This window comes from Streptomyces sp. NPDC088810 (assembly GCF_044750305.1).
GTDB lineage: Bacteria > Actinomycetota > Actinomycetes > Streptomycetales > Streptomycetaceae > Streptomyces.
Map to the genome: position 1 here is coordinate 44,075 of NZ_JBIVJQ010000006.1, position 22,152 is coordinate 66,226.

Here is a 22,152-nt window from a genome sequence, read left to right on the forward strand (position 1 = left end):
CCCGTTGGTGAACCGACGTCAAGTAAAGTGACGGCATGCCCGCGAACCAGGGGGAACGCGCCCGGCGCAGACTCAGCACCGCGGAACGCCGTGAGCAGCTGCTGTCGGTCGGCGCGAAGCTGTTCTCGGAGAGCCCCTACGACGACGTGTGGATCGAGCAGGTCGCCGAGATCGCCGGGGTCTCGCGCGGCCTGCTGTACCACTACTTCCCGACCAAGCGGGAGTTCTTCGCCGCCGTCGTGGAGCGGGAGAGCGCGCGCATGCTGCGCATGACGGCGGCGGTGCCCGGGGTGCCGGTGCGCGAGCAGCTCACCGCCGGCCTCGACACCTACCTCGGCTGCGTCGAGGCCCACGCCCACGGCTTCCGCGCCTTCCACCGCGCCGACGCGGCAGGCGACCAGGCCGTGCGCCGGGTCTACCAGCGGGCCCTGGCCGCCCAGGAGAAGCAGATCCTGGCCGCGCTCGCCGCCGACCCCGAGTTCGGGCCCGTCGTCGAGACCGCTCCCCAGGTGCGCCTCGCGGTGCGCGGCTGGCTCGCCTTCACCACCGCCGTCTGCCTCGAGTGGCTGCGCGGGGAGGGCGAGTTCAGCCGGGAACAGGTGCGCGATCTGTGCGCCCGCGCCTTGCTGGGCGTCCTCGCGCACTCCGGATGACCCCGGCCGTCGGTGCGGTCTGGTTGGCGTGCGCCTCGATCTCCGATAGGTTAGGCAAGGCTTACCTAAGGAGGGCTCGGATGGGTGACACGCAGGACTGGACGGCCGCCCCCGGCGCGGCGGAACGGGCACGCTCGGTGCTGGCCGCCGCCTGGTCGTGCGCGGTGACCGCGGACGGCGCGCGCGAGGAGTACGCCGGCGCGCACACCGTCACCGAGGACGGCGCGGTACGGCTGGCGGTGCCCGACGACAGCGCCCTGTTCGGAGCGGTCCTGTGCGCCCCGCGCCAACAGCCCTCCGCCCTGCTGGAGTTCGCCGACGTGGCGCCCGTACCGGTGCGCCACCGCATCCGTGCCCGGCTCTTCCTCTCCGGCTGGTTCGCGCCGTCCGGGGGTGCCCTCCTGTTCCACCCCACCCGCGTGGTGCTGCGCCGGTCCGCCGGGGCCGTGGTGGTCGACCCGGACGAGTTCACCGCCGCCCGCCCCGACCCGCTCGCCGGCGCCGAGGCCCGGCTGCTCACCCACCTCGCCGACGTCCACCCGGACGCCGTCGAGCGGCTCACCCGCCTGGTGCGGCCCGAGAGCCTGCACGCCGCGACCCGGGTGGCGCCGCTCGCCGTCGACCGGCACGGACTGACCCTGCGCATCGAACGCACCCGCGCCCAGGGCGACGTACGGCTGCCCTTCCACGCCCCCGCCGACGACGTCGCCCAGCTCACCGAGCGGATGCACGCCCTGCTGGCGCAGGCCGGTGCCGCCGGCTGCCCCCGCGCGCTACAGCGGCAGCGCGCAGACGGCGACGGGTGACGCGAACGGCTCGCCCGCCGGGCGGAGTTCACCGCGCTCCGGGTCGACACGGAAGACGGTGACCGTGCCGGAGCGCTGGTTCGCCGCGAACAGCAGCCGGCCGTCCGGCGAGAACGCGATCTGCCGCGGGAAGTCCCCGCCCACCGGCACCGTGCCGAGCAGCCGCAGCCGGGCCCCGTCGGCCTCGACGGCGTACCGGGCGAGGCTGTTGTGGCCCCGGTTGGCGAGGAAGGCGTAGCGGCCGTTCGCCGTCACCAGGATCTGCGCCGGATAGTTGGTGCCGCCGTCCGACCCCGTCGGCTGAGGTTCGCCCACGCGCAGCCGGCCGGAGCGCGGGTCGTACGCGCACACGGCCACGGTGTCGTCCACCTCGTTCGCCAGATAGGCGTACCGGCCGCCCGGATGGAAGGTCAGGTGGCGCGGGCCCGCGCCGGGCCGGGTCCGCGCCCGGGCCGCTTCGGTCAGCGTGCCCCCGGCCGGGTCGAGGCGGTAGGTGTAGACGGTGTCGGTACCGAGGTCCACGGCGAGGACGTGCCCACCGTCGGGACTGGTGAGGACCTGGTGGGCGTGCGGGCCCTGTTGGCCGGGACCGGGCGGGGGAGAGGTGTGCGTGACCAGGTCGGTGCGCTCGCCCAGGGCGCCCGAGGCGTCGATCGGGTGCACGGCGACACTGCCCGCACCGTAGTTGGCGCTCAGCAGCCAGCGCCCGGTCGGATGCACCGACAGATGGCAGGGCCCGGCGCCGCCGGTGCTCCGGGTGCCGAGGACCCGCCGGTCCGCGAGGCGGACCGCCGTCACCCCGCCGTCCTGCCGCTCGTCCACCGCGTACAGCGTGCGGCCGTCCGGGTGCACGGCGAGGTACGACGGCTCGGGGACCCCGGTGAGCGTGCCCGACCCGGTGATCCGGCCGGACTCCGGGTCGTACGACGCCAGGCCGATGCCGGTGCCGCCGCCGTCGACGGAGGTGTACGTGCCCACGTACAGCGGGCGCGGTCCGGACGGTTCCCGCGGCGGCGGGGCCGCGCCCGGCGCGCTCCGCGTGGCCTCGGTGTCCGCCGGCGGGGCGGCCGGGGACGGCACCGCCACGACGGCCGCCGTGCCGGCCACGGCCCCGACGAACCGGCGTCTGGTCCAGCCCCCGCTCTCGCGGTCCCGCCGGGGCGGGGAGGATCCCTCTTCCGCCGTCCGTGCCTCCGTGTCCATGCCGCACCTCAGGTCGTCGGTCGCCCCCCTGGTGACAGCCACCTTGGCCTGCACCCACCGGCAAGGGCAAGTCCGGCAACGGGCGTTGCGCCACGCGCAACGGCGGTGGTCACCACTCCCCGTCCTCGACCGGCTTGCCCGGGGCGTCCTTCAGCGGTGCCACCTGGCCGGCGGACGGCGCCTGCCACGGGTCCAGGTCGTCCCCGAGCCACTCGCCGACCGGCCTGACCCCTTCCAGGGCGTCCGTGGGGGCGAGATCCTCGGCGTCCGCGTCGTAGTAGTCGTACCAGGGCAGGCCCGCGCGGGTGTACGCCGCCCGGTCGACCGGCGACGGCGGGGGCGCCTCGCCGGTGATCCGGCGCCACTCCGGGGGCGTGACCAGGTGCACGAACACCCGCCCGGCCGGCTCCTCGGACCAGTCGCCGAGCGGCCGGTCGTCCCGGTAGACCTCCTGCCGCATCGAGCCGCCGACGCCCAGTCCCATGGCAGCGGCGCGCCGCGGGGCAGCGGCGGCCGGGGGCGGGGGAGCGCCGAAGGACGCGGCGGCCGGCGCTGGTCCCCCCGGGGCCGGCGCCGCCATGGGCAGGGCGGCGCCGAAGCCGCCGGCCGGGCCGTAGCTGCCGGTCGCACCGTGGCCGCCGGGCGGGCCGGCCGGGCCCGGGCGCAGCGCCCGTTCCCGCTCCTGCTCCTGGCGCCGCCACTCGGCGAGGGCGTCCTCCTTCAGCGGGAACGACTGGAGCTGGACCCCGCCCCACACCTCCTCGCCGGTGACCTGCCCCTCCACGGTCGCGCCCAGCCCCAGCGGTACGGCCACGAACTGGCGGACCGTGCCCTTGCCGGAGTTGATGCCGTCCAGCCAGGGCTGGCGGGGCAGCACCACGTAGTTCTGCGGACGCCGGGACAGCCGGCCCCGCCACGGCTCGCCGGACACCGCGCACACCTTGCCCACGCCGACCTGGAGCGCGGCCGGCTCCGTCGTACCCGCGAAACTCAGCCACATCGCCTCGCGCAGGTACACCGGCAGCATGACACCGCCGCGCGCCCGCATCGGCTCCGGCACCCGGTCGGCGTGGTCCGCCACCCGCCGGACCGGGAACTCGCCCAGGCCCGGCGGCAGCGGATGCGTGCCGCTCTCCGGCAGCCGCAGTGTGCGCACGAACCGCACCGCCACCCCGCCGGGCAGCCGCAGCGTGTTCCCGTCGATCCGGACCCCGCCACCCGTCATCCGCCCGCTCCCTCGCCTCCCGCGCCGGCCCGCCCCGACGACTCCTTCACCGAGAACGCTCACCGAACCCCGCGCGGTTCCGCCACAGCTCCTCCTGCACGCCGAGGCGGTCGCGCAGCCACGCCAACCGGGGCAGCTTGGTCCGCTGCCCGCGCGAGACCCGGTCCAGCTCCTCCAGCAGGCGCCGGGCGCGGTGCTCGGTGTTCAGCTCGTCGATGATGCGGGTCGTCTCGGTCAGGACGGCCCCGAGCAGCTGCCAGTGCGCCCAGTCCTTGCGGATCTCCTCCTGGAGCAGCTCGGCCAGCCGGTCCCGGGTGCCGGCCGCCGTGCGCAGTTCGGCACTCAGCCGCTCCTCCGCCGACTCGGCGTTCTCGCTCAGATGGGTGGTCACCAGCACGGCGAAGCTCACGATGGCGTCGGCGATCTCCGACAGCAGCTGCTCCACCGTCGCCCCCACCCGGGGCGGGAACAGCTCCTCGGACCCGCGGGCCTTGGCGAGGTCCGTGAACGAGCGGGCCAGCACCCGCAACACCACCGTGCAGATCTCCATGGTGTCCAAGCCGGTGCGCAGCACCACCCGGTGCAGCAGCCCCTCCTTCACCCGGGGATTGAGCCGCAGGCTGTCCTCGGCCTGCCGCAGCGCCGCGTCCACCTGCACGATGTCGTGGTCCAGCCGGCGCGCCTCGTGCAGCCGCTCGGCCGCCCGTTGCCAGGGGGTGCGGCCCGCGGCCTCCTCGCCCATCCGCAGCATCAGCTGGCGCACCCGCCGCGCCAGGTCCTCGATCGACCGGCCCGCCTCGTCCACCCACACCGGGGGTGGCAGCAGCAGGTTGCAGCCGGTGCCGACGACCGCGCCGATCAGCGTCTCCACGATCCGCGCCCACGCGGTGAAGCCGACCGTGGTGACCCCGAGCACCAGCATGGCGCTGATCGCCACCTCGGCCACGTATTCGTCGACTCTCACCAGGTGCCCCACGGCCAACGCGGCCACGATCAGCAGCGCGAGGCTCCACCAGGTCAGGCCCACCAGCACGCTGAACGCGATGGCGACCAGGACACCTGCGACCACCGAGTTCACCCGGCGGATGCCGTTGGTGAGGGTGGCGTAGAAGGTCACCTGGACGACCAGCAGCGCGGTCAGCGGCGCGGTGAGGGGGGCGGGCTCCGGACTCAGCCGGAGCGCGATCACGTAGGCAATCGTCGCGGCCGTCGCCGACCGCAGGGTCTGGACGACCACCGGCTCCCGGCGGCGTTTCGCCAGACGCAGCAGTCCCGTGGTCCACTCTCGTACGTCGCGCATCCCTTGGCCTGTTCCCGTTCCTCGCGGGCGTCGAACGTGGCTGTTTGCGGACTGTTTCCGACTGCTTCAGGCCAGCTGCTTATGCAGAGAGCTTGTCGAGGAAGGCGTCCAGGTTGCTCCTGGTGCGGGCGATCTGCTCGTCCAGGGTCAGGCTCTCCTCGAACCGGGCGCCGGACGCCGGGGTCTTCCTGCCGCGCACGTACAGCGAACACGCCAGGTCCGTGCACATGTACAGCCCGACCGAGTTGCCCTCCCGGCCGGCCGGGCCCGCCTTGCGCGCGGCCATCAGCGAGACCCCGCCGCCCCGGTGCGTGGTCAGGCACACCGAGCACATGCTGCGGTGCAGGAAGCCGTGCCGGGAGGCCGGGAAGCGCAGGGTGACACCGACGAGCCGCCCGTCCCGCTCGGTGACCAGATAGCTGCGGTCCGGGGCACCGGGATCGCGCCAGCCGAGGAAGTCCAGATCCTCCCACGGGCGTTCCCCGAGATCACGCGGGACCGCCACCCGCTTGGCCTCGCCCTTGGAGCAGTTGATGAAGGAGGTGCGGATGTCCTGCTCGGTGAGCGGTCTCATGGGGGAGTCCTTCCTGGTCCGGCCGTGCCGGTGAACCTAGACCCTCTAGGCTCATATCTAACCTAGTTAGCCAGAGGCGAGCGGACCAATGGTTTTCGGTGCGGCCCCCTGTCGACTACTCCTCCCCCGGGGGCCCCGGTTCCGGGGGCCATACGCCCGGGGCCAGCACGCCCAGGGCGTAGGCGCGGGCCACCAGTTCGGTGCGGTTCGTGGCGTTCCAGCGGGCCGACAGGCGGCGCAGGTGATAGGTGACGCCGTCCCTGGTGAGGCCGAGTTCGCGGGCGGCGCGGGCGGTGGTGGCGCCGCCGGCCAGCAGGGCCAGCACCCGCCGCTCCACCTCGGTGGTCCGCACCGGCTCGGGCTCCGGTGCCGGGCGCTCGCCCAGCACCCGCAGCATCACCAGCAGCGCCGGTGTCTCCTCCACGCTGTCGCTCACCGGATCCGCCGTCAGCTCCCCGTGCCGCTCGGCTCCGCCGGGCGCCCGCCAGCACACCGACACCTGGTAGCGGGAGCGGTGCCGCAGCCGTAGCGCCTCGGCGATCCGCTCCACCTGGGTGGCCTCCTGCGGCCGGAACAGTTCCAGCACCGGCCGGCCGCGCAGCCGGCCCGGGGTCGTACCGCACTCCGCTGCCATCGCCGGGTTCGCCAGCACCACCTGGCCGTACACGTCGCACACCGCCACCGGTACCGACACCCGGTCGAACAGCATCAGCGCACGGTTGCGCCACACCACCGCGTCGGCCCGTTCCGCTTCCATGGCACCTCCCGGTCCGCCGGCCGACCGCCATCCAAGAGGAAGTGCAGGTCAGCGGCAAGTCGGCGGAGCGGGAGCCAGTGCCGTCGGCCTGCCACCCCCGCGTGGGCGCCGGGCGGCGGTGCCGCGCGCAGCGGGGGCGGATCGGACGGGCGGAACAGGCCGGAGCCCTCGCCGGGGGGCGGAGCGGCGCAACGCGATGAGCGCGGAGGGGTGGCGGGCCGCGACCGCCGGGAGGTCGAGTCCGTCGAGGAGCGCGTCCAGAAGGCCGGCGGCATCCGGGCGTCCCGCCACGTGGTGCTGGACGGGCGGGCCCACTCCCGTGCCCGTGTCCGCCTGCTGGATGCAGGCCGTCGTCACCACACGCGCCGCCCGCAGCAGCGCGCCGCGTGTTCAGGGGAACCCCCGAGGGCAGCGCCGTCCCGGCCCGGCGCCGTTCCGCGCAGAGGGCGACGATCAGCCGGACCCTGTTCCAGTCGGGCACCCGGCGCCGATCTCCGTGCGCGACACCCCGCACGCTCGCACGAGACGGTGCGGTTCCGCGCAGAAGTCCGCGACGGACCCGCCGGCGGTAGGGCCGGTGCGGGCGGTTCGGCACCTCTGGACCGGGTGCGCGCAAGTGGCGCCGCCCACTTTCCACTGCACGATCGTGTAGTGCCGTGGCGCGGGCCCGGCCTGCCCGTCGACCACCCTGGAACGCAGTAGTCCGCTACCGCGAAAGGCAGTTGTCGCGTCATGCCCCCCACCGCACTGCACCCCGAACCGGCCGCACCCCTGGCCGGTGTCCCCGTCGTCGACATCACCGCCACCGGCCCCGGCCGCACCCCCGTCCAGCAGATCATGGAGCTGATGCGGGAGCACGGCCCGGTGCTGGTGCGCCGGCTGCACGGCCGGGACGTGACGTTCGTCGCCGACGCGGACCTGGTCGCCGACCTGGCCGACGAGGAGCGGTTCGCCAAACACGTCGGGCCCGCCCTGGAGAACGTCCGGGAGTTCGCCGCCGACGGCCTGTTCACCGCGTACAACGACGAGCCCAACTGGGCCAGGGCGCACGACATCCTCATGCCCGCCTTCGCGCTCGGCTCGATGCGCACCTACCACCCCGTGATGCTGAAGGTGGCCCGGCGGCTCATCGACTCCTGGGACCGGGCCGCTCGGGCCGGGCAGCCCGTCGACGTGCCCGACGACATGACCCGCATGACCCTCGACACCATCGGACTGGCCGGATTCGACTACGACTTCGGCTCCTTCGAACGCGCCGAGCCGCACCCCTTCGTGGAGTCCATGGTCCGCTGCCTGGAGTGGAGCATGACCCGCCTGGCCCGCACCCCCGGCCAGGACCACACGGCGGCCGACGCGGCCTTCCGGCGGGACGCGGACTACCTGGCCCGGGTCGTGGACGACGTCATCGCCGCCCGCACCGGCACCGACCAGAGCGGCGCCGAGGACCTGCTCGGGCTGATGCTCAGCGCGCCGCACCCCGCCGACGGCACCACCCTGGACCCGGCCAACATCCGCAACCAGGTCATCACCTTCCTGATCGCCGGCCACGAGACCACCTCCGGCGCGATGTCCTTCGCCCTGTACTACCTCGCCAAGCACCCCGCCGTACTGCGGCTCGTGCAGCGCGAGGCCGACGCGCTGTGGGGCGGCACGGCCGACCCCGAGCCCACGTACGAGGACATCGGCCGGCTCACCTACACCCGCCAGGTCCTCAACGAGGCGCTGCGACTGTGGCCGACGGCCGCCGCGTTCAGCCGGCACGCCCGCGAGGACACCCTGCTCGGCGGGCGGATCCCGCTGCGCGCCGGCCAGGCCGTCACCGTGCTCGCGCCGATGCTGCACCGCCAGCCCGTGTGGGGCGACAACCCCGAACTGTTCGACCCCGAACGGTTCACTCCGGAGGCCGAGGCGGCCCGCCCGGTGCACGCCTTCAAACCGTTCGGCACCGGTGAACGCGCCTGCATCGGACGGCAGTTCGCACTGCACGAGGCGACCATGCTGCTCGCCCTGCTGGTCCACCGCTACCGGCTGCACGACCACGCCGGCTACCGGCTCACCGTGAAGGAGACCCTCACCCTCAAGCCCGAGGGCTTCACCCTCACGCTCACCCCGCGCACCCCCGCCGACCGCGTGCACGCCCCGCTGCCCGGCACCGCCCCCGCGCCGGCCGCGGGCGCCCCGGCCCCGGACGCCCTCCCGACCCGGGTCCGCCCCGGCACCCGCGCCCTCTTCCTGCACGGCAGCAACTACGGCACCTGCCGGGGCTTCGCCGCCCAGCTCGCCGACGAGGCCGCCGCCGTGGGCTGCGCCACCGAGGTCGCCGCCCTGGACGCCTACGCGGACGGCCTGCCCACGGACCGGCCCGTCGTCATCACCGCCGCCTCCTACAACGGCCGGCCCACCGACGACGCCGCAGCCTTCACCGCCTGGCTCGACGGCACCCCCGACCTGGCCGGCGTCAGCTACGCCGTCCTCGGCGTCGGCGACCGCAACTGGGCCGCCACCTACCAGCAGGTCCCCACCCGCGTCGACGCCCGCCTCGCCGAACTCGGCGCCACCCGGCTCACCGACCGCGCCGCCGCCGACGCCTCCGGCGATCTCACGGGCACGGTACGGGAGTTCGCGGCCCGGCTGCGCACCGCACTGCTGACGGAGTACGGCGACCCGGACGCCGTGGACGGCACACCGGCCGAGCCCGGCCACGCCTACACGGTGCGCACCCTGACCGGCGGCCCGCTGGACGCCCTCGCCGAACGGCACGGCCTGGTCCCGATGACGGTCACCGAGGCCTACGACCTCACCGCGGCCAACCACCCGCGCACCAAGCGGTTCCTGCGCATCGCCCTGCCCGAGGGCGTCACCTACCGCACCGCCGACCACCTGACCGTGCTGCCCGCCAACGCCCCGGACCTGGTGGACCGGGCCGTCGCCGCGTTCGGCCTGGACGCCGACGCCGTTCTCGACATCCGGGCCACCCGCCCGCGCCGTGGGGGAGGACTCGCCGTCGACCGCCCGCTGACGGTGCGTGAACTTTTGCGCCACCACGTGGAGCTGCAGCAGCGGCCGACCGACCGGCAGCGGGCCCTGCTCGCCGAGGCCAACCCCTGCCCGCCCGAGCGTGCCGCCCTCGCCGCCCTGACCGACGACGACCCGCGCACCCTCGTGGAGCTGGCCGAGGACCACCCGGCCCTGCGCGGCGCGCTCGGCTGGCCGCTCCTGCTCGACCTGCTGACCCCGCTGCGCCCCCGCCACTACTCCATCTCCTCGGCACCGGCGGCCGACGCGCGCCACGCCGACCTCATGGTGTCCGTGCTCGACGCACCGGCCCGGTCGGGCAAGGGCCGCTACCGGGGCACCGGTTCCGGCCATCTCGCCTCCCTGCGGCCCGGCGACACCGTCCACGCCCGCGTCCAGCCGTGCCGCGAGGCGTTCCGGATCGACCACTCGGCCCCCGTCGTGCTGGTCGCCGCGGGCACCGGGCTCGCCCCGTTCCGGGGCGCCGTCGCCGACCGCCTGGCCGCCCGCCGTGCGGGCACCCCGCTCCCGCCCGCGCTCCTCTACTTCGGGTGCGACGCTCCCGAGGCCGACTATCTGCACGCCGAGGAGCTGCGCGCCGCCGAGCGGGCCGGAGCGGTGTCGCTGCGCCCTGCCTTCAGCGCCGCGCCCGAGAACGGGGCCGCCTTCGTCCAGCACCGGATCGCCGCCGAGGCCGACGAGGTGTGGCGGCTGCTGACGGCCGGGGCACGGGTGTACGTCTGCGGCGACGGCGCCCGCATGGCCCCCGGCGTCCGCGAGGCCTTCCGTACCCTGTACCGGGAACGCACGCCGGGCACCGACGGGGCAGCCGCCGAGCGGTGGCTGAACGAGCTCGTCGCGGACGGGCGTTACGTGGAGGACGTGTACGCGGCGGGCTGAGCCGCGGGGGAGGGGGCACGGTGGGGGACTCCGAAGAGCGGGCCCGGCGGGTCCTGGCCGCGGCGGGCATACCGCCCGCCCGGCTGGCCACCGTTCGGCCCCTCGTCGGCGGCACGTACAACACCGTCGAGGAACTGCGGCTCACCGGCGGCGCCCGGTACGTGCTGAAGACCGCGCCGGCCGGGCCGGGCCTGCGCTACGAGTCCCGGCTGCTGCGCGCCGAGGAGGAGTTCTGCCGAGCCGCCGCCGAGGCCGGCGTCCCCGCGCCCCGCACGGTGCACACGGACCCCGGCCCCGAGGTGCGGCACACGCTGCAGACCGTCTGCCCCGGAGTGCCCTGGGACGACTCCGTGACGCGGGCGGAACAGGCGGCCCTGCGCCGGGAGCTGGGCGCGCTGGTGGCCCGGCTGCACCGGCTCACCGGACCCGGCTTCGGCTACCCGTCGGGTGCCCTCGGCCCGCTCGCCCCCGACTGGCGGACGGCGTTCACCGGCATGCTCGACGCGGTCCTGGCCGACGCCCGCGACCACGCGGCCGAACTGCCGGTCCCGGCCGACGAGGCGGCCCGGATCCTCCGGCCCGGCTACGGCGCGCTGGACGAGGTCACCGTGCCGCGCCCCGTCCACTTCGACCTGTGGCCGGGCAACGTCCTGGTCCACCGCACGCCCGACGGGCCCCGCGTCGGCGGGCTCATCGACGGCGAGCGCATGTTCTGGGGCGACCCGGTCGCCGACTTCGTCTCCCTCGCCCTGCTGGACGACATCGAGAAGGACCAGGACTTCCTCGCCGGCTACCGCGCCGGCGGCGGCAGGGCCGCGTTCGGCCCCTCGGAGCGGGTGCGGCTCGCGCTCTACCGTGCCTACCTGTACCTGATCATGCTGGTCGAGACGGTGCCCCGGGCGGTCGACGCGGACCGGCGCCGGTGGACGCAGGAGACCGTCGCGCCCCAGCTGGTCGCCGCGCTGGACGACCTCCGTCGTGCCCGGCTTAGCTCATAGCGTGAACTAAGGGTTGTGAGAAAGTCGCGCCCCGGCTGCCCGAAGGGGTATGTTGCAGGTCGGGCAGGGTTCGTGAAGGGAGCCACATGGCTGGGCGCAACGGACGCACGGTACGCGACCTGAGGCGGGGCAACCGGACGGCGGTGCTCCAGCGGCTGTACTTCGACGGCCCGCTCAGCCGGTTCGAGCTGGGGCCGGCCACCGGACTCAGCTCCGGGTCGGTCAGCAACGTGGTCACGGACCTGATCGCCGACGGACTGGTCGAGGAGGCCGGCAGCGTCGACTCCGACGGCGGCCGGCCCCGCACCCTGCTGCGGGTCGCCCCGCACAGCGGACAGATGATCGGCGTCGACGTCGGCGAGACCCGCGTCCGGGTCGAGCTGTTCGACCTGGCCCTCACCGAACTGGCCCGCGCGGAACGCCCGTTGACCTCGCAGGGCTACGACGTCGACGTCATCGCCGGCCACATCCGCGACGGCGTCGCCGAGGTCCTCACCGCCGAACAGGCCGCCCCCGACCGGCTGCTCGGCGTCGGCGTCGGCGTCCCCGGCATCGTGGACCACACCCCGGACCGGGGCGCCGTCGTCCACGGGCAGACCATCGGCTGGGACGCGGTCCCGCTGGAGCAGCTGCTCCGCTCGGCCTCCGGGCTGCCCGACGGGGTGCCGTACTTCATCGACAACGGCGCCAAGACCCTCGGCCAGGCCGAGATGTGGTTCGGCGCCGGGCGCGGCGCCCGCAACGCCGTGGTCGTGCTCTTCGGCTCCGGTGTGGGCGCCTGCCTGGTGACGCCCGAGGTGGAGCACGGGCGGGCCGTGGAGTGGGGGCATCTGACGGTGCGGGTGCGCGGGCGCCGCTGCCGCTGCGGTGCGCCGGGCTGCCTGGAGGCCTACGCGGGCGCCGAGTCGCTGCTCGCCCGCTGGCGAGAGGAGGGCGGGCGGCCGCCCGAGGACACCGACGAGGAGACCGCGCTCACGGCGATGCTCGCCGCCGCCTATCCGGCCGAGGGCACCGCACCCGACCCGGTCGCGCTGGCCGTCCTGGAGGAGACCGCGGAGTACCTCGGCGCCGGCCTGTCCGACCTGATCAACCTCTTCCAGCCCGAGCGGATCCTGATCGGCGGCTGGGCCGGCCTCCAGCTCGGCACGCGGTTCCTGCCCGCCGTGCGCCGGCACGCGGCGACGTACGCCCTGCGGCACCCGGCCGACCGGGTGACCATCGAACTCGGCCGGCTCGGCCCCGACGCGGTCACCGTCGGCGCGGCGATCCTCCCGCTGGCCGAGTTCTTCGCCGACGGCGGCCGCCGCCCCGAACGCACCCCCGAGGAACGCCTGCCGGCCTGGCGCACCGCCCTCCAGGACCGCACCCCGCACTGACCCTCCCGGGACACAGACCGGCAACCGACCGGTCGCCCGGTTGGCGCGCCCGGCCCCGGGGCCGCGCCCCGAACTGAAGCGGGCATCACTCGCAGGACACAGTCCGCCAGTCACCCGGTCGCCCGCGGGGCGGGTCAGCCCGAGGGCCACCCGGTCGCCCGCTTGGCGTGCCCGGCCCCCCGGGGCTGTTCCCTCAATGCAGCGCGAAGCGCGCATGCCCCACCACATCCGGCACCCGGTCGCCCGCTCGGCGCCCAGCTCGGGAGCTGGGCGCCGAACCGGAACGGCACACCGGCTGCCCGCCTCCCCGGCACTCGGCAAGCCGTCGGGGACTCAGCCCGAAGGTTCCTGCGGAGCCGGGTGTTCCACCGTGCCCGTGCGGGGGGCGCCGCGTGGGCCGGTGCCGGCCTCGTCCGTGTCCGGGACGGTGTTCTCGTCCGGCTCGTCGTCCTGCGTGCCGCCCGGGGCGACGTCCCAGGGGTCCTCGTCCGACCGTACCTGCTGGTCGGGCATGTCCCGGGGGACCGGCCGCTGCTCGGCGCCGGGCCGGGGCTGCTGCTCAGCCATATTGTTCTCCGCTCCTCCGTCAGCTCGGGTGGGCAAGGTCAGCCGACCTTCCGCCCCCGCATCGGCTCGGTCTCCATCCCGCCGCCCTTCTGCAAGCCGTCCAGGAACTCCTGGAGCACCTCGGTCGCGGTGTGCCAGGGCTCCCATTCCAGCTCGGCGCGCGCCCGGGCGCAGTCCATCAGCGGCAGCCGCAGCACGGCGTCGAACAGGTGCGGGGACGCCGGCAGCAGACGCAGCCCCCAGGCCGCGGCGATCGCCGACCGGGCCGCCGTGCGCGGCAGCCGTACCGGCCGGGACCCGAGCAGCTCGGCGAGCACACCGGCGTCCAGCGGCGGATCGGCGGCCAGGTTGAAGGCGCCCCGGGCGCTGTCCGACCGCACCGCGAGCCGGTAGGCCTCGGCGGCGTCGTCCGTGTGCAGCGCCTGCACCCGCAGCCCCGGGATGTCCGGCAGGAACGGCAGCAGTTCCGGCCGGGCCAGCGGACCGGGCAGGAACCGCCCGCCGAAGATCCGCCGCTGCTCGCTCGCCGACTCCCACTTGAACAGGAACGCCGGGCGCATCCGGACCACCCGCACCTCGGGATGGTCGCGCTCGAACACGTCCAGCGTGCGCTCCAGATAGGCCTTCTCCCGGCAGTACGCGGCGTCCGGCCAGCCGTGCGTGGGCCAGGACTCGTCCACCGGGCGGTCCTTCGGCCCCGGTGAGTAGGCCCCGACGGAGGAGGCGTGCACCAGCACCGGCACCCGGGCCGCGGCGACCGCCTCGAACACCCGGATGGAACCGAGCACATTGGTCCGCCAGGTGGCGACCGGATCGTGCGTCGGCTGGAACGCCCAGGCCAGATGGATCACGGCGTCGGCGCCCTCGAACCGCTCGGCGAGGTTCGCCTCGTCCGAGCCCAGGTCGACGGCGGACCACTCGGTCTTCGGCGGCGACCAGTCGGGCGTCCGCCGGGCCAGCCCCCGCACCGACTTGATACCCGGATCCTCCGAGAGCAGACGCACCACACTCGTCCCGACATTGCCGGTGGCGCCTGTCACGACGACTCTGCTGCCCACTGAGCTGCTCACCTTCGGCTCCTCTCGTCGGCACGGCGGAGGCTGCGACGAGCGGCCGGGTACCCGGGCGCCGGGCCCGCACACGCGGCGCCGCGGCGGCGGTGGCAAGGGAAAGCCCCGGCCGTGACGGGGGAATCACGACCGGGGCGGTCGGGTGTGGGCGCGGATGGCGGTCGCCTCTCGGCGAAAGGCTCCACAGGGCTTCAGCCGAACGATCGTCCCTGTGGGCGAAAGGTGAGGCCCGGGGACACTGTCCCATCCACACCCACGGCTTGTTCAACGGGCAACCACTCTCGGGTGTTCCATCCCTGTCCGTGACCTGCGTCACCGCCGGCACCGCTCAGCCCAGCGGGCTCCCGGCCAGGCGCGCCAGCAGATCGGCGGGGTCGGCGTACACCGCCTGCGCGCCCGCCTCCTCCAGGTCGGCCCGCGCAATCCCGCCGCACAGCAGCCCCACGCAGCGCACCCCGGCCTTGCTGCCCGCCTGCATGTCCCACACGGTGTCCCCGACGAACACCGCCCGCGAGGCCGGCACCCCGGCCAGCTCCAGCGCGTGTTCCACGGGTTCCGGGGCCGGCTTGCCCTGCTGGACGTCCTCCGCGCTCGCCATGCCGGTGATGGCGTCGTCCGCGTCGATCGCCCGGCGCAGCGCGCCCAGCTCGGCACCGCTCGCCGAGGTGGCGAGGACCACCGTCCAGCCGTCCCCGTGCAGTCGGCGCAGCAGCTCCCCGGCCCCCGGCAGGGCGGGGAGCCGGTCGAAGTACTGGCCGTACAGTGCCGTGTGCGCCGCGCTCAGCCCGGCGTCCTGGTCGGGGTCCCGGTCGTCGCCGAGCAGATGGGCGATCAGATCCGTGGAGCCGAGGCCCACCGCCCGGTGCACGGCGTGCATGGGCACGTCGTGACCGGCCTGCCGGAACGCCTCCCACCAGGTGACGACATGCAGGTGATTGGTGTCGACGAGCGTCCCGTCGACGTCGAACACGGCGGCACGGTCCATCCGGGGGTCCTTTCTCTCAGCTCCCGGACCGGGTACCACGCCCGGACCCGGCCACGCGTGCCGGCAGCCGGCCCTCACGGGTCCAGCCCAGCAGCTCCTCGGCCGACCAGGTGGTCACCACCCGTTCGGGCGGCACCCCGCACTCCTCGGCCCGGGCGCAGCCGAGGATCTGCCAGTCCAGCTGGCCGGGCGCGTGCGCATCGGTGTCGACCGAGAACAGCACCCCCGCCTCGACCGCCCGGCGCAGCAGCCGCCGGGGCGGGTCCAGCCGTTCCGGGCGGCTGTTGATCTCCACGGCGGTGCCCGACTCGGCGCACGCGGCGAACACCTCGTCCGCGTCGAACTGCGACTCCGGCCGCCCCCGGCCCGTGACCAGGCGCCCGGTGCAGTGCCCGAGGACGTCGGCGTGCGGGCTGCGCACGGCGGCCACCATCCGGCGGGTCATGGACCGCGCGTCCATCCGCAGCTTGGAGTGCACCGACACCACGACCACGTCCAGCTGTTCCAGCAGCTCTTCCTCCTGGTCCAGCGAGCCGTCCTCGAGGATGTCGCACTCGATGCCGGTGAGCAGCCGGAACGGCCCCCAGCGGGCGTTCAGCTCCGCCACCACCGCCAGCTGCTCGCGCAGCCGCTCGGGCGACAGCCCGCGGGCCACGGTCAGCCGCGGGGAGTGGTCGGTGAGCACGGTCCACTCGTGCCCCAGCTCGGCCGCCGCCCGCCCCATCTCCTCGATCGGGCTGCCCCCGTCGGACCAGTCCGAGTGCGTGTGGCAGTCCCCGCGGATCAGCGCCCGCAGTCCCGCACCGGCCCCCTCGGCGCCGACCGGCGTCCCGGCCTCCTCCTCCAGCCTGCGCAGATAGCCGGGCACCTCACCGCCCAGCGCCTCCCGCACCACCTGCGCGGTCTTCGGCCCGACCCCCTTCAGCGACTCCAGCGTGCCGTCAGCGGCGCGCGCGGCCACCTCGCCCTCGGGCAGTGCGGCCAGCGTCCGCGAGGCGGTACGAAAGGCCCGTACCCGATAGGTGGGCGCGAGCGCCCGCTCCAGCAGAAAGGCGATCCGGTCGAGGGCGGCGACGGGGTCCATGAGAACCAAGGGTGCACCAGCCGCCCGAAAGGGGCGCGGGGAGCTGCGGGGGCAGCCGACCACGAGCCGCGGCCCGCGACGGCCGGTGACCCCTCTCGGCGAATCCCGTTTGCCCCCACCGCCCCCGGGTACTGCGGTGACTCGTCCGGACACCCACCGTGAGGAGGCGAGCCATGCCCGCACCAGCCGCGCAGCGAACGGCACTGATCACGGGCGCGGATTCCGGCATCGGCCGGGCCACCGCCGTACGCCTGGCCGAGGCCGGCCTGGACGTCGGCATCACCTGGCACACGGACGAGAAGGGCGCCGAGGAGACGGCGCGGGAGGTCCGCGCGCACGGCCGCCGGGCGGCCGTCGCCCGGTTGGACCTCACCCGGCTGCCCGAGGCCGCCGACGCCGTGGACGAGCTGTGCGAGGAGCTGGGCCGCGTCGACGTACTCGTCAACAACGCCGGTACGGGCACCATGACCCCCTTCCTCGACCTGACCCTGACCGATGTGCGCCGGGTCCTGGACGTCGACCTCGTCGGCCCGTTCCTGCTCGGTCAGCGGGCCGCGCGGCGCATGATCCGGCAGGGCGACGGCGGCCGGATCGTCAACGTCACCTCGGTGCACGAGCACCAGCCCCGGGTCGGCGCGGCCCCGTACTGCGCGGCCAAGGGCGGCCTCGGCCTGCTCACCCAGGTGATGGCCCTGGAGCTGGCCGAACACGGCATCACCGTGAACGCGGTCGCGCCGGGCGAGATCGCCACCCCGATGACCGGCCAGGAGGACACCGACGTGCACACCGAGCGCCGCCCCGGAGTGCCGCTCGGCCGGCCCGGCGACGCTCGCGAGGTCGCCGCGGTGATCGCGTTCCTCGCGAGCCCGGACGCCTCCTACGTCACCGGCGCCTCCTGGAGCGTCGACGGCGGCATGCTGCGCATGGGCCCGCAGGCCGGCTCCCATCTGACGAGCGACGACTGGCGCCGTCCGTGAGCCGCCGCTGACAGGCCAGGGAGGTCGAGGGTGCGGCTGCGCACCAGCTCGTGCGACGGCCCCGGCTACCGACCGCCAGTACCTGTACCACGGGCAGACCGCGCCGAGCAGGACAAGGCGCCCGCACCAGCGAGACGTACGGCGCGCCCTCGTCGACGAGCAGGTCCACGCGGTCGCCCAGGCCCTGCTGCGCCACCCGCGCGGCGGCGACCGCTTCCTCGCCTACCGGGACGGCGGCGCCTGGCACGGCCTGCACGGCGACGACCTCAACGAGGCCCTGCGCCGGCTGTCCGGCACCGATGTCACCGCCAAGGACTTCCGCACGGCACGCCACCGTGCCGGCCGCCGTGGCGGTCTCCGTGGCCGCAGGCGACGCCCGGGCGACCGAGGCCGCCCGGCGCCGGCAGATCGCCCGGGCCGTCCGCGAGGTCGGCCACTACCTGGGCAACACGCCCGAAGGTCTTCGAGCTGTTCGAGCAGGGCGTGACCTACTCGATCTTCTGGACGGCTCCGCCGGATGACCCGTCGGCGCGGGTTGCGTTCTACCCTCGATTGCATGACCGAACAAGCAGCTCCCCACATCTCCCGTCCGCGGATCCTGGTCCTCGGTGTGTGCCCGGGCAGGCACGGCGAGCCGCCCTTCCGGATCATGGAGATCGACGGTCAGGTGGTCGGTGAGGCCAGGACCATCACGGACGTGCTGGAGACGGCCGCCTCCTACGGCATCCCCATCCACGACCTGGACGACCCGGACGCGGTCCGCTGGGTCGGCGGTGACAAGTACACCTGGAGGCTGCACTGACCGGTCGGCGCGGTGGGCTCAGCCGACCGTCCACTTCTGGTTGGCGCCGCCCGTGCAGGTCCAGATCTGCAGCCGGGTCCCGTTGGCCGCGTTGTTGCCGGTGACGTCCAGGCACTTGTTCGCCTGCGGGTTGACGATGTCGTGCGCCCCGGTGACGGTCCACTTCTGGTTGGGGCCGCCGGTGCAGTCCCACAGCTGGACGGTCGAGCCGTCCGCGGTGCCGTTGCCCGTGACGTCCAGGCACTTGCCGAGCGCCCGGAGCGTGCCGTCCGAGCCGACGGTCCACGCCTGCGCGCCCGTGCCGTTGCAGTCGTAGAGCTGGACCGGGGTGCCGTTCGCGGGGTTCGCGCCGGCCACGTCCACGCACTTGCCCGCCAGGCCCCGGATCGGCACGCCTGCGGCGCTGTCGCTCGTCGTCACCGACACCGAGTCCACCACCAGCGCTTGCGGGAACTGCGTCGAGCCGTCCGGGTCGCCGGGCCAGTAGCCGCCGACCGCGAGGTTCAGGATCAGGAAGAACGGCTTGTTGAACACCCAGGTCTTCCCGCCCAGGTCGGCCGGTGTGCGGCGCTGGTAGACGTTCCCGTCCACCGACCAGGTGATCGAGTCGGGCGCCCAGTCGACGGCGAAGGTGTGGAAGGCGTCCGCGAAGGCCTGCCCGTTCGGCAGGGTGTAGCCCGCGCCGATGCCGCCCGAGCCGGAGTAGCCGGGGCCGTGGATGGTGCCGTGCACGGTGGAGGGTTCGAAGCCGACGTTCTCCATCACGTCGATCTCACCCGAGTCCGGCCAGTTGACCGGCGTGCCGAGCATCCAGAACGCGGGCCACATGCCCTGCCCGCGCGGGATCTTCATCCGGGCCTCGACATGGCCGTACTGGGCGTTGAACTTCCCGGCCGTGTTCAGCCGGGCCGAGGTGTACTGGCAGCTGCCGTACCAGCACTGGTAGCCGGCCGGGTTCTCCTTGCGGGCCGTGATCACCAGATGGCCCTGGCCGTCCAGGGCCGCGTTCTTCGTGCCCGAGGTGTAGTACTGCCGCTCGTGGTTGTTGACGTTGTCACCGGTCTCCAGGGTCCACTTCGAGGAGTCGGCCGCGGCGCCCGCGGGCCCGTCGAAGGTGTCGGAGAAGGTGGTGACGGCCGCGGCCGCCGGGGCGGCGGTCCGGGCGTGCGCCGGGCCGACGGCGACGGAGCCGACCAGCGCGGCGGACAGGGCGGCGAGGAGACATCTGCGGAGCAGGCGTGGGGAGGCCATGGCTCTCCGTTCGGTGGGGGGCGGGAGCGGTGCGCCTCTTGATTTAAGGAGTGAGATAAGGGGCCGTCAATAGTCTGGTACAGACCTCCTTCTGACGATCACTCGGCCGCCGGCCCGGGCACCCGCCGGTGCACACCCCGTCCGAGCCGCCGCCCCAGCAGCAGCCAACCCAGCAGCGCCCCGGCCGTGTTGAGGATCACGTCGTCGATGTCGAAGGCCCGCCCGGTGACCAGCGCCCCCTGGACCAGTTCCACCATCAGCATCACCAGGGCCGTCAGCGCCGTCACCCGCGCCGCTCCCCGGGCCCGTGGCGCGAGGACCGGCACCAGCACCCCGAACGGCACGCCGAGCAGCACGTTTCCGCCGACCTGCTTCAGCGCGTCCCGCAGCGGCGCCTGCTCCAGATAGGCCCTCAGCGAGCGGCCCGGGTGCAGGTTGCTGTGCGTCAGCGGCACCGAGGCGGGCGACGGCTGGAGCGTGATCCGGGCCAGGACGACGGCGAACGCCACCATCAACGCGAACGCCACCAGGACGGCGAGGAGCCGCAGGGGCAGCGGCAGCGCGTGCCGCGGGGGGCCCGGGGGCGGCGACGGCTGGTCCTTATCGGCGGGGCGTCGGTTCCTGGCGGCGCGCAGCACCTCCGGCAGCCGCGGGACGGTTCGGGCCATGCGGTCCTCCAGTCGTCAACGTCCTTGTTCGGAACGTCGGTTACCCGTACCGCGGCCCGGGATGCCACCGCTCGGCTCGGACCCGTGGTTTTCGTTCACGCCTCCGGGGCACTCCGGGTGCGGACCCGCGCGCCGCCGCTCCCGCCCGGGTCCGGCGGTGCTTGGATGCCCCCAGCGGCAGTCCGGACACATCGCCGCGTACCCGAGCACAGCGGACCGAGGAGGCGCTGCATGACCCGCGGTACGGCCCCCCGTGCGCTCCTGGTCGCCGCCGGCGAACTCCTCGCCTGGTGGGCGGCGCTGGCGCTGCTGTGGCTGGTGCTCATCACGACCGTCGACACGCTCGAACGGATCGTCGGCGCGAGCTGCGCCGCCGTGGGCGCGCTGCTGGCCCGGGCCGGCCGGCGGGCGGTGACCTGGCGGTGAACGGCTGGATCCTCGCGGCGACCGTCGACCTGGGCGGGGGAGGCGCGGCCGCCCTGTGGGGGGTGGCCACCGGGCCGCCGGCCCGCCGGATGATCGCCCAGAACCTGACCACCGCCGTCGTCTGCCCGGCCCTGCTGCTCCTCGCCCAGGGCTACGGCCGCCCGGCCTACGTCGACCTTGCCCTGCTGCTCGCCCTGCTCGGCCCGGTCGGCACCCTCGTCTTCGCCCGCCTGCTCTCCGACGAACTGGCCCGCCGCCCGAGCGCCTGGGGCCTGACTTGGGCCGCCGCCGGACTGGGTGCGGCCGTCGTCGTCGCGCTGTGCGTGGCCGGCGGACCGGGCCGGTCCATGGTGAAGCTGCTGCTGACCGGCACCCTGCTGATCGGCGGTAACCTCATCGCCTCACGAGCCCTGGCGGGCGGCTTCCGGGGAGTTCGGGGTGGCTGACGGCATGCCGGACCGTGGTGCGGCGGGCGGGCCGCGGGGAGAGGCCGAGGCGGCGGGGGCAGGTGGCGCGTGTCCGATGCGGTGATCGTCGTCGTCCTGCTGCTCGTGGCCGCCTCCGCCACCGCGGCCGTGGCCCAGCGTGACCCCGCCCGCCAGGCGCTGGTGCTGTCCGTCCTCGGGATGGTGCTGGCCGCGCTGTTCACCGTGCTCCAGGCCCCGGACGTCGGCCTTTCCCAGCTGGCCGTCGGCTCCGCCCTCACCCCGCTGCTGATCATGCTGTCGGTACGCAAGGTCAGACGCCGGGGCCGGACGAAGGAGGAGCCGAAGTGAAGCGGCTGCGGCTGTACCTGCTGGCCTTCGGCGGCGCCGGTCTCGCCGCCCTGCTCCTCGTCGCCTGCTTCCGCCTGCCGGACTTCGGCGGCCGCCGGCACCCGTACGGCGACCGCGCCGTTCACGCCTCCCTCGCCCGGCACACCGCGAACACCATCGCCTCCGTCAACTTCGACCAGCGCGCCTACGACACCCTCGGCGAGATGAGCATCCTGTTCGCCGCCGTGCTCGGCTGCGTGGTGCTGCTGCGCGAGACCCGCGACGAGCGCCGGGCGCGGCCGGAACCCGCCGAGGTGGTCCGCCCGGTCCGCCGCTACGCCCTGCTCGTGCTGCCCGTCGTCCTGGTCACCGGCCTGTACGTGATCGCCCACGGCCAGCTCAGCCCCGGCGGCGGCTTCCAGGGCGGGGTCGTCGCCGCGACCGCCCTGCACCTGCTCTACCTCGGCGCCGACTACGGCGCGCTGGAACGCGTCCGCCCGCTCGGCGTCTTCGAGACCACCGACTCCCTCGCGGTCTCCGCCTACCTCGTGCTGGGCACCGCCGGAGTCCTGGCCGGCACCGCGTTCCTGGCCAACACCCTGTTTCCGTACGGCACTTTCAACACGCTGTCCTCCGGCGGCACGGTCCCGCTGCTGAACGCGGCCATCGGCATGGAGGTGGCCAGTGCGGTCGTCGTCCTGCTCGCCCACTTCCTCGACCAGGCCGTCGAGATCGAGGAAGAGACCGGGAGGTGAACACC

22 protein-coding genes are annotated in these 22,152 nt (G+C 74.6%); 11 read left to right on the top strand and 11 right to left on the bottom strand.

Features of this window, described 5'->3' with window-relative positions:
* Positions 1 to 35: 35 nt before the first annotated feature.
* Entirely contained in the window at positions 36 to 653 is a 618-nt protein-coding gene (locus ACIP4Y_RS20615; RefSeq protein WP_358641416.1) for a TetR/AcrR family transcriptional regulator, read from the top strand.
* 80 nt (positions 654 to 733) lie between these two features.
* Positions 734 to 1,459, top strand: a complete 726-nt coding sequence (locus ACIP4Y_RS20620; protein WP_401395337.1) for a DUF2470 domain-containing protein — start codon at positions 734 to 736, stop codon at positions 1,457 to 1,459.
* Here ACIP4Y_RS20620 and ACIP4Y_RS20625 read toward each other — a convergent pair.
* The 5 genes from ACIP4Y_RS20625 to ACIP4Y_RS20645 form a co-directional block, all read right to left on the bottom strand.
* Positions 1,427 to 2,662 (bottom strand): lactonase family protein, encoded by a 1,236-nt coding sequence (locus ACIP4Y_RS20625; protein ID WP_401395340.1) that lies wholly within the window; start codon positions 2,660 to 2,662, stop codon positions 1,427 to 1,429. The two genes, ACIP4Y_RS20620 and ACIP4Y_RS20625, sit on opposite strands and share 33 nt — an antisense overlap.
* 109 nt (positions 2,663 to 2,771) lie before the next feature.
* Positions 2,772 to 3,887 carry a hypothetical protein gene (locus tag ACIP4Y_RS20630; protein WP_358641410.1) on the bottom strand — a complete coding sequence of 372 codons (1,116 nt, stop codon included), beginning with the start codon at positions 3,885 to 3,887 and terminating at the stop codon, positions 2,772 to 2,774.
* Between the two features lie 46 nt (positions 3,888 to 3,933).
* On the bottom strand, positions 3,934 to 5,187 hold the full coding sequence (locus ACIP4Y_RS20635) for an aromatic acid exporter family protein (RefSeq protein WP_358641408.1): 1,254 nt from the start codon (positions 5,185 to 5,187) through the stop codon (positions 3,934 to 3,936).
* Positions 5,188 to 5,266: 79 nt separating this feature from the next.
* The gene (locus ACIP4Y_RS20640) at positions 5,267 to 5,761 is read right to left on the bottom strand and encodes an FBP domain-containing protein (RefSeq protein ID WP_401395343.1); all 495 of its coding nucleotides are present in this window, start codon (positions 5,759 to 5,761) and stop codon (positions 5,267 to 5,269) included.
* Positions 5,762 to 5,876: 115 nt separating this feature from the next.
* On the bottom strand, positions 5,877 to 6,518 hold the full coding sequence (locus ACIP4Y_RS20645) for a PAS domain-containing protein (RefSeq protein WP_358641404.1): 642 nt from the start codon (positions 6,516 to 6,518) through the stop codon (positions 5,877 to 5,879).
* A gap of 732 nt (positions 6,519 to 7,250) precedes the next feature.
* On the opposite strand from ACIP4Y_RS20645, the gene ACIP4Y_RS20650 reads away from it, so the two are divergent.
* The 3 genes from ACIP4Y_RS20650 to ACIP4Y_RS20660 all read left to right on the top strand — a co-directional run bounded on the left by ACIP4Y_RS20650 (position 7,251) and on the right by ACIP4Y_RS20660 (position 12,807).
* A complete protein-coding gene (locus ACIP4Y_RS20650; protein WP_401395346.1) occupies positions 7,251 to 10,433 on the top strand; it encodes a cytochrome P450 in 3,183 nt (1,060 codons plus the stop codon).
* A 20-nt stretch (positions 10,434 to 10,453) separates the two neighbouring features.
* Complete coding sequence (locus ACIP4Y_RS20655; RefSeq protein ID WP_401395349.1) at positions 10,454 to 11,431, top strand: phosphotransferase family protein; 978 nt, start codon at positions 10,454 to 10,456, stop codon at positions 11,429 to 11,431.
* An 86-nt stretch (positions 11,432 to 11,517) separates the two neighbouring features.
* On the top strand, positions 11,518 to 12,807 hold the full coding sequence (locus tag ACIP4Y_RS20660) for an ROK family protein (protein ID WP_401395352.1): 1,290 nt from the start codon (positions 11,518 to 11,520) through the stop codon (positions 12,805 to 12,807).
* A gap of 333 nt (positions 12,808 to 13,140) precedes the next feature.
* Here ACIP4Y_RS20660 and ACIP4Y_RS20665 read toward each other — a convergent pair whose 3' ends face one another.
* From ACIP4Y_RS20665 to ACIP4Y_RS20680, 4 genes are all read right to left on the bottom strand, one after another.
* Entirely contained in the window at positions 13,141 to 13,374 is a 234-nt protein-coding gene (locus tag ACIP4Y_RS20665; protein WP_401395355.1) for a hypothetical protein, read from the bottom strand.
* 38 nt (positions 13,375 to 13,412) lie between these two features.
* Positions 13,413 to 14,444, bottom strand: a complete 1,032-nt coding sequence (locus ACIP4Y_RS20670; RefSeq protein ID WP_401395358.1) for an SDR family oxidoreductase — start codon at positions 14,442 to 14,444, stop codon at positions 13,413 to 13,415.
* 328 nt (positions 14,445 to 14,772) lie between these two features.
* Positions 14,773 to 15,429, bottom strand: coding sequence for an HAD family hydrolase (locus ACIP4Y_RS20675; RefSeq protein WP_401395361.1), 657 nt, complete (start codon positions 15,427 to 15,429; stop codon positions 14,773 to 14,775).
* A gap of 16 nt (positions 15,430 to 15,445) precedes the next feature.
* Positions 15,446 to 16,513, bottom strand: a complete 1,068-nt coding sequence (locus ACIP4Y_RS20680) for a PHP domain-containing protein (protein ID WP_401395364.1) — start codon at positions 16,511 to 16,513, stop codon at positions 15,446 to 15,448.
* 173 nt (positions 16,514 to 16,686) lie between these two features.
* Here ACIP4Y_RS20680 and ACIP4Y_RS20685 point away from each other — a divergent pair, with 173 nt between their 5' ends.
* Together ACIP4Y_RS20685 and ACIP4Y_RS20690 are read left to right on the top strand one after the other, a co-directional pair.
* Entirely contained in the window at positions 16,687 to 17,490 is an 804-nt protein-coding gene (locus tag ACIP4Y_RS20685; RefSeq protein ID WP_401395367.1) for an SDR family oxidoreductase, read from the top strand.
* 556 nt (positions 17,491 to 18,046) lie between these two features.
* On the top strand, positions 18,047 to 18,292 hold the full coding sequence (locus ACIP4Y_RS20690; protein ID WP_361473599.1) for a hypothetical protein: 246 nt from the start codon (positions 18,047 to 18,049) through the stop codon (positions 18,290 to 18,292).
* 18 nt (positions 18,293 to 18,310) lie between these two features.
* Here the strand turns inward: ACIP4Y_RS20690 and ACIP4Y_RS20695 are convergent, their stop codons facing one another.
* On the bottom strand, positions 18,311 to 19,543 hold the full coding sequence (locus ACIP4Y_RS20695) for a lectin (RefSeq protein WP_401395371.1): 1,233 nt from the start codon (positions 19,541 to 19,543) through the stop codon (positions 18,311 to 18,313).
* A 98-nt stretch (positions 19,544 to 19,641) separates the two neighbouring features.
* Entirely contained in the window at positions 19,642 to 20,211 is a 570-nt protein-coding gene (locus ACIP4Y_RS20700) for a VanZ family protein (RefSeq protein ID WP_401395374.1), read from the bottom strand.
* A gap of 231 nt (positions 20,212 to 20,442) precedes the next feature.
* Between ACIP4Y_RS20700 and ACIP4Y_RS20705 the strand changes: the two genes are divergently transcribed.
* From ACIP4Y_RS20705 to ACIP4Y_RS20720, 4 genes are all read left to right on the top strand, one after another.
* Complete coding sequence (locus ACIP4Y_RS20705) at positions 20,443 to 20,637, top strand: hypothetical protein (protein ID WP_401395377.1); 195 nt, start codon at positions 20,443 to 20,445, stop codon at positions 20,635 to 20,637.
* A complete protein-coding gene (locus tag ACIP4Y_RS20710) occupies positions 20,634 to 21,083 on the top strand; it encodes an MrpF/PhaF family protein (RefSeq protein WP_401395380.1) in 450 nt (149 codons plus the stop codon). The genes ACIP4Y_RS20705 and ACIP4Y_RS20710 overlap by 4 nt, the downstream gene beginning before the upstream one ends.
* A gap of 69 nt (positions 21,084 to 21,152) precedes the next feature.
* Entirely contained in the window at positions 21,153 to 21,413 is a 261-nt protein-coding gene (locus ACIP4Y_RS20715) for a Na(+)/H(+) antiporter subunit B (protein ID WP_401395383.1), read from the top strand.
* Positions 21,410 to 22,147 (top strand): MnhB domain-containing protein, encoded by a 738-nt coding sequence (locus tag ACIP4Y_RS20720; protein WP_401395386.1) that lies wholly within the window; start codon positions 21,410 to 21,412, stop codon positions 22,145 to 22,147. The genes ACIP4Y_RS20715 and ACIP4Y_RS20720 overlap by 4 nt, the downstream gene beginning before the upstream one ends.
* Positions 22,148 to 22,152 lie beyond the last annotated feature (5 nt).

Bases quoted from the DNA above. Each gene is read 5' to 3' on its own strand.
- ACIP4Y_RS20630 (WP_358641410.1), bottom strand. From the start codon at position 3,887: ATGACGGGTGGCGGGGTCCGGATCGACGGGAACACGCTGCGGCTGCCC.
- ACIP4Y_RS20645 (WP_358641404.1), bottom strand. From the start codon at position 6,518: ATGGAAGCGGAACGGGCCGACGCGGTGGTGTGGCGCAACCGTGCGCTG.
- ACIP4Y_RS20690 (WP_361473599.1), top strand. From the start codon at position 18,047: ATGACCGAACAAGCAGCTCCCCACATCTCCCGTCCGCGGATCCTGGTC.
- ACIP4Y_RS20705 (WP_401395377.1), top strand. From the start codon at position 20,443: ATGACCCGCGGTACGGCCCCCCGTGCGCTCCTGGTCGCCGCCGGCGAA.
- ACIP4Y_RS20700 (WP_401395374.1), bottom strand. From the start codon at position 20,211: ATGGCCCGAACCGTCCCGCGGCTGCCGGAGGTGCTGCGCGCCGCCAGG.
- ACIP4Y_RS20680 (WP_401395364.1), bottom strand. From the start codon at position 16,513: ATGGACCCCGTCGCCGCCCTCGACCGGATCGCCTTTCTGCTGGAGCGG.
- ACIP4Y_RS20615 (WP_358641416.1), top strand. From the start codon at position 36: ATGCCCGCGAACCAGGGGGAACGCGCCCGGCGCAGACTCAGCACCGCG.
- ACIP4Y_RS20685 (WP_401395367.1), top strand. From the start codon at position 16,687: ATGCCCGCACCAGCCGCGCAGCGAACGGCACTGATCACGGGCGCGGAT.
- ACIP4Y_RS20675 (WP_401395361.1), bottom strand. From the start codon at position 15,429: ATGGACCGTGCCGCCGTGTTCGACGTCGACGGGACGCTCGTCGACACC.
- ACIP4Y_RS20635 (WP_358641408.1), bottom strand. From the start codon at position 5,187: ATGCGCGACGTACGAGAGTGGACCACGGGACTGCTGCGTCTGGCGAAA.
- ACIP4Y_RS20650 (WP_401395346.1), top strand. From the start codon at position 7,251: ATGCCCCCCACCGCACTGCACCCCGAACCGGCCGCACCCCTGGCCGGT.
- ACIP4Y_RS20665 (WP_401395355.1), bottom strand. From the start codon at position 13,374: ATGGCTGAGCAGCAGCCCCGGCCCGGCGCCGAGCAGCGGCCGGTCCCC.
- ACIP4Y_RS20660 (WP_401395352.1), top strand. From the start codon at position 11,518: ATGGCTGGGCGCAACGGACGCACGGTACGCGACCTGAGGCGGGGCAAC.
- ACIP4Y_RS20695 (WP_401395371.1), bottom strand. From the start codon at position 19,543: ATGGCCTCCCCACGCCTGCTCCGCAGATGTCTCCTCGCCGCCCTGTCC.
- ACIP4Y_RS20625 (WP_401395340.1), bottom strand. From the start codon at position 2,662: ATGGACACGGAGGCACGGACGGCGGAAGAGGGATCCTCCCCGCCCCGG.
- ACIP4Y_RS20640 (WP_401395343.1), bottom strand. From the start codon at position 5,761: ATGAGACCGCTCACCGAGCAGGACATCCGCACCTCCTTCATCAACTGC.
- ACIP4Y_RS20620 (WP_401395337.1), top strand. From the start codon at position 734: ATGGGTGACACGCAGGACTGGACGGCCGCCCCCGGCGCGGCGGAACGG.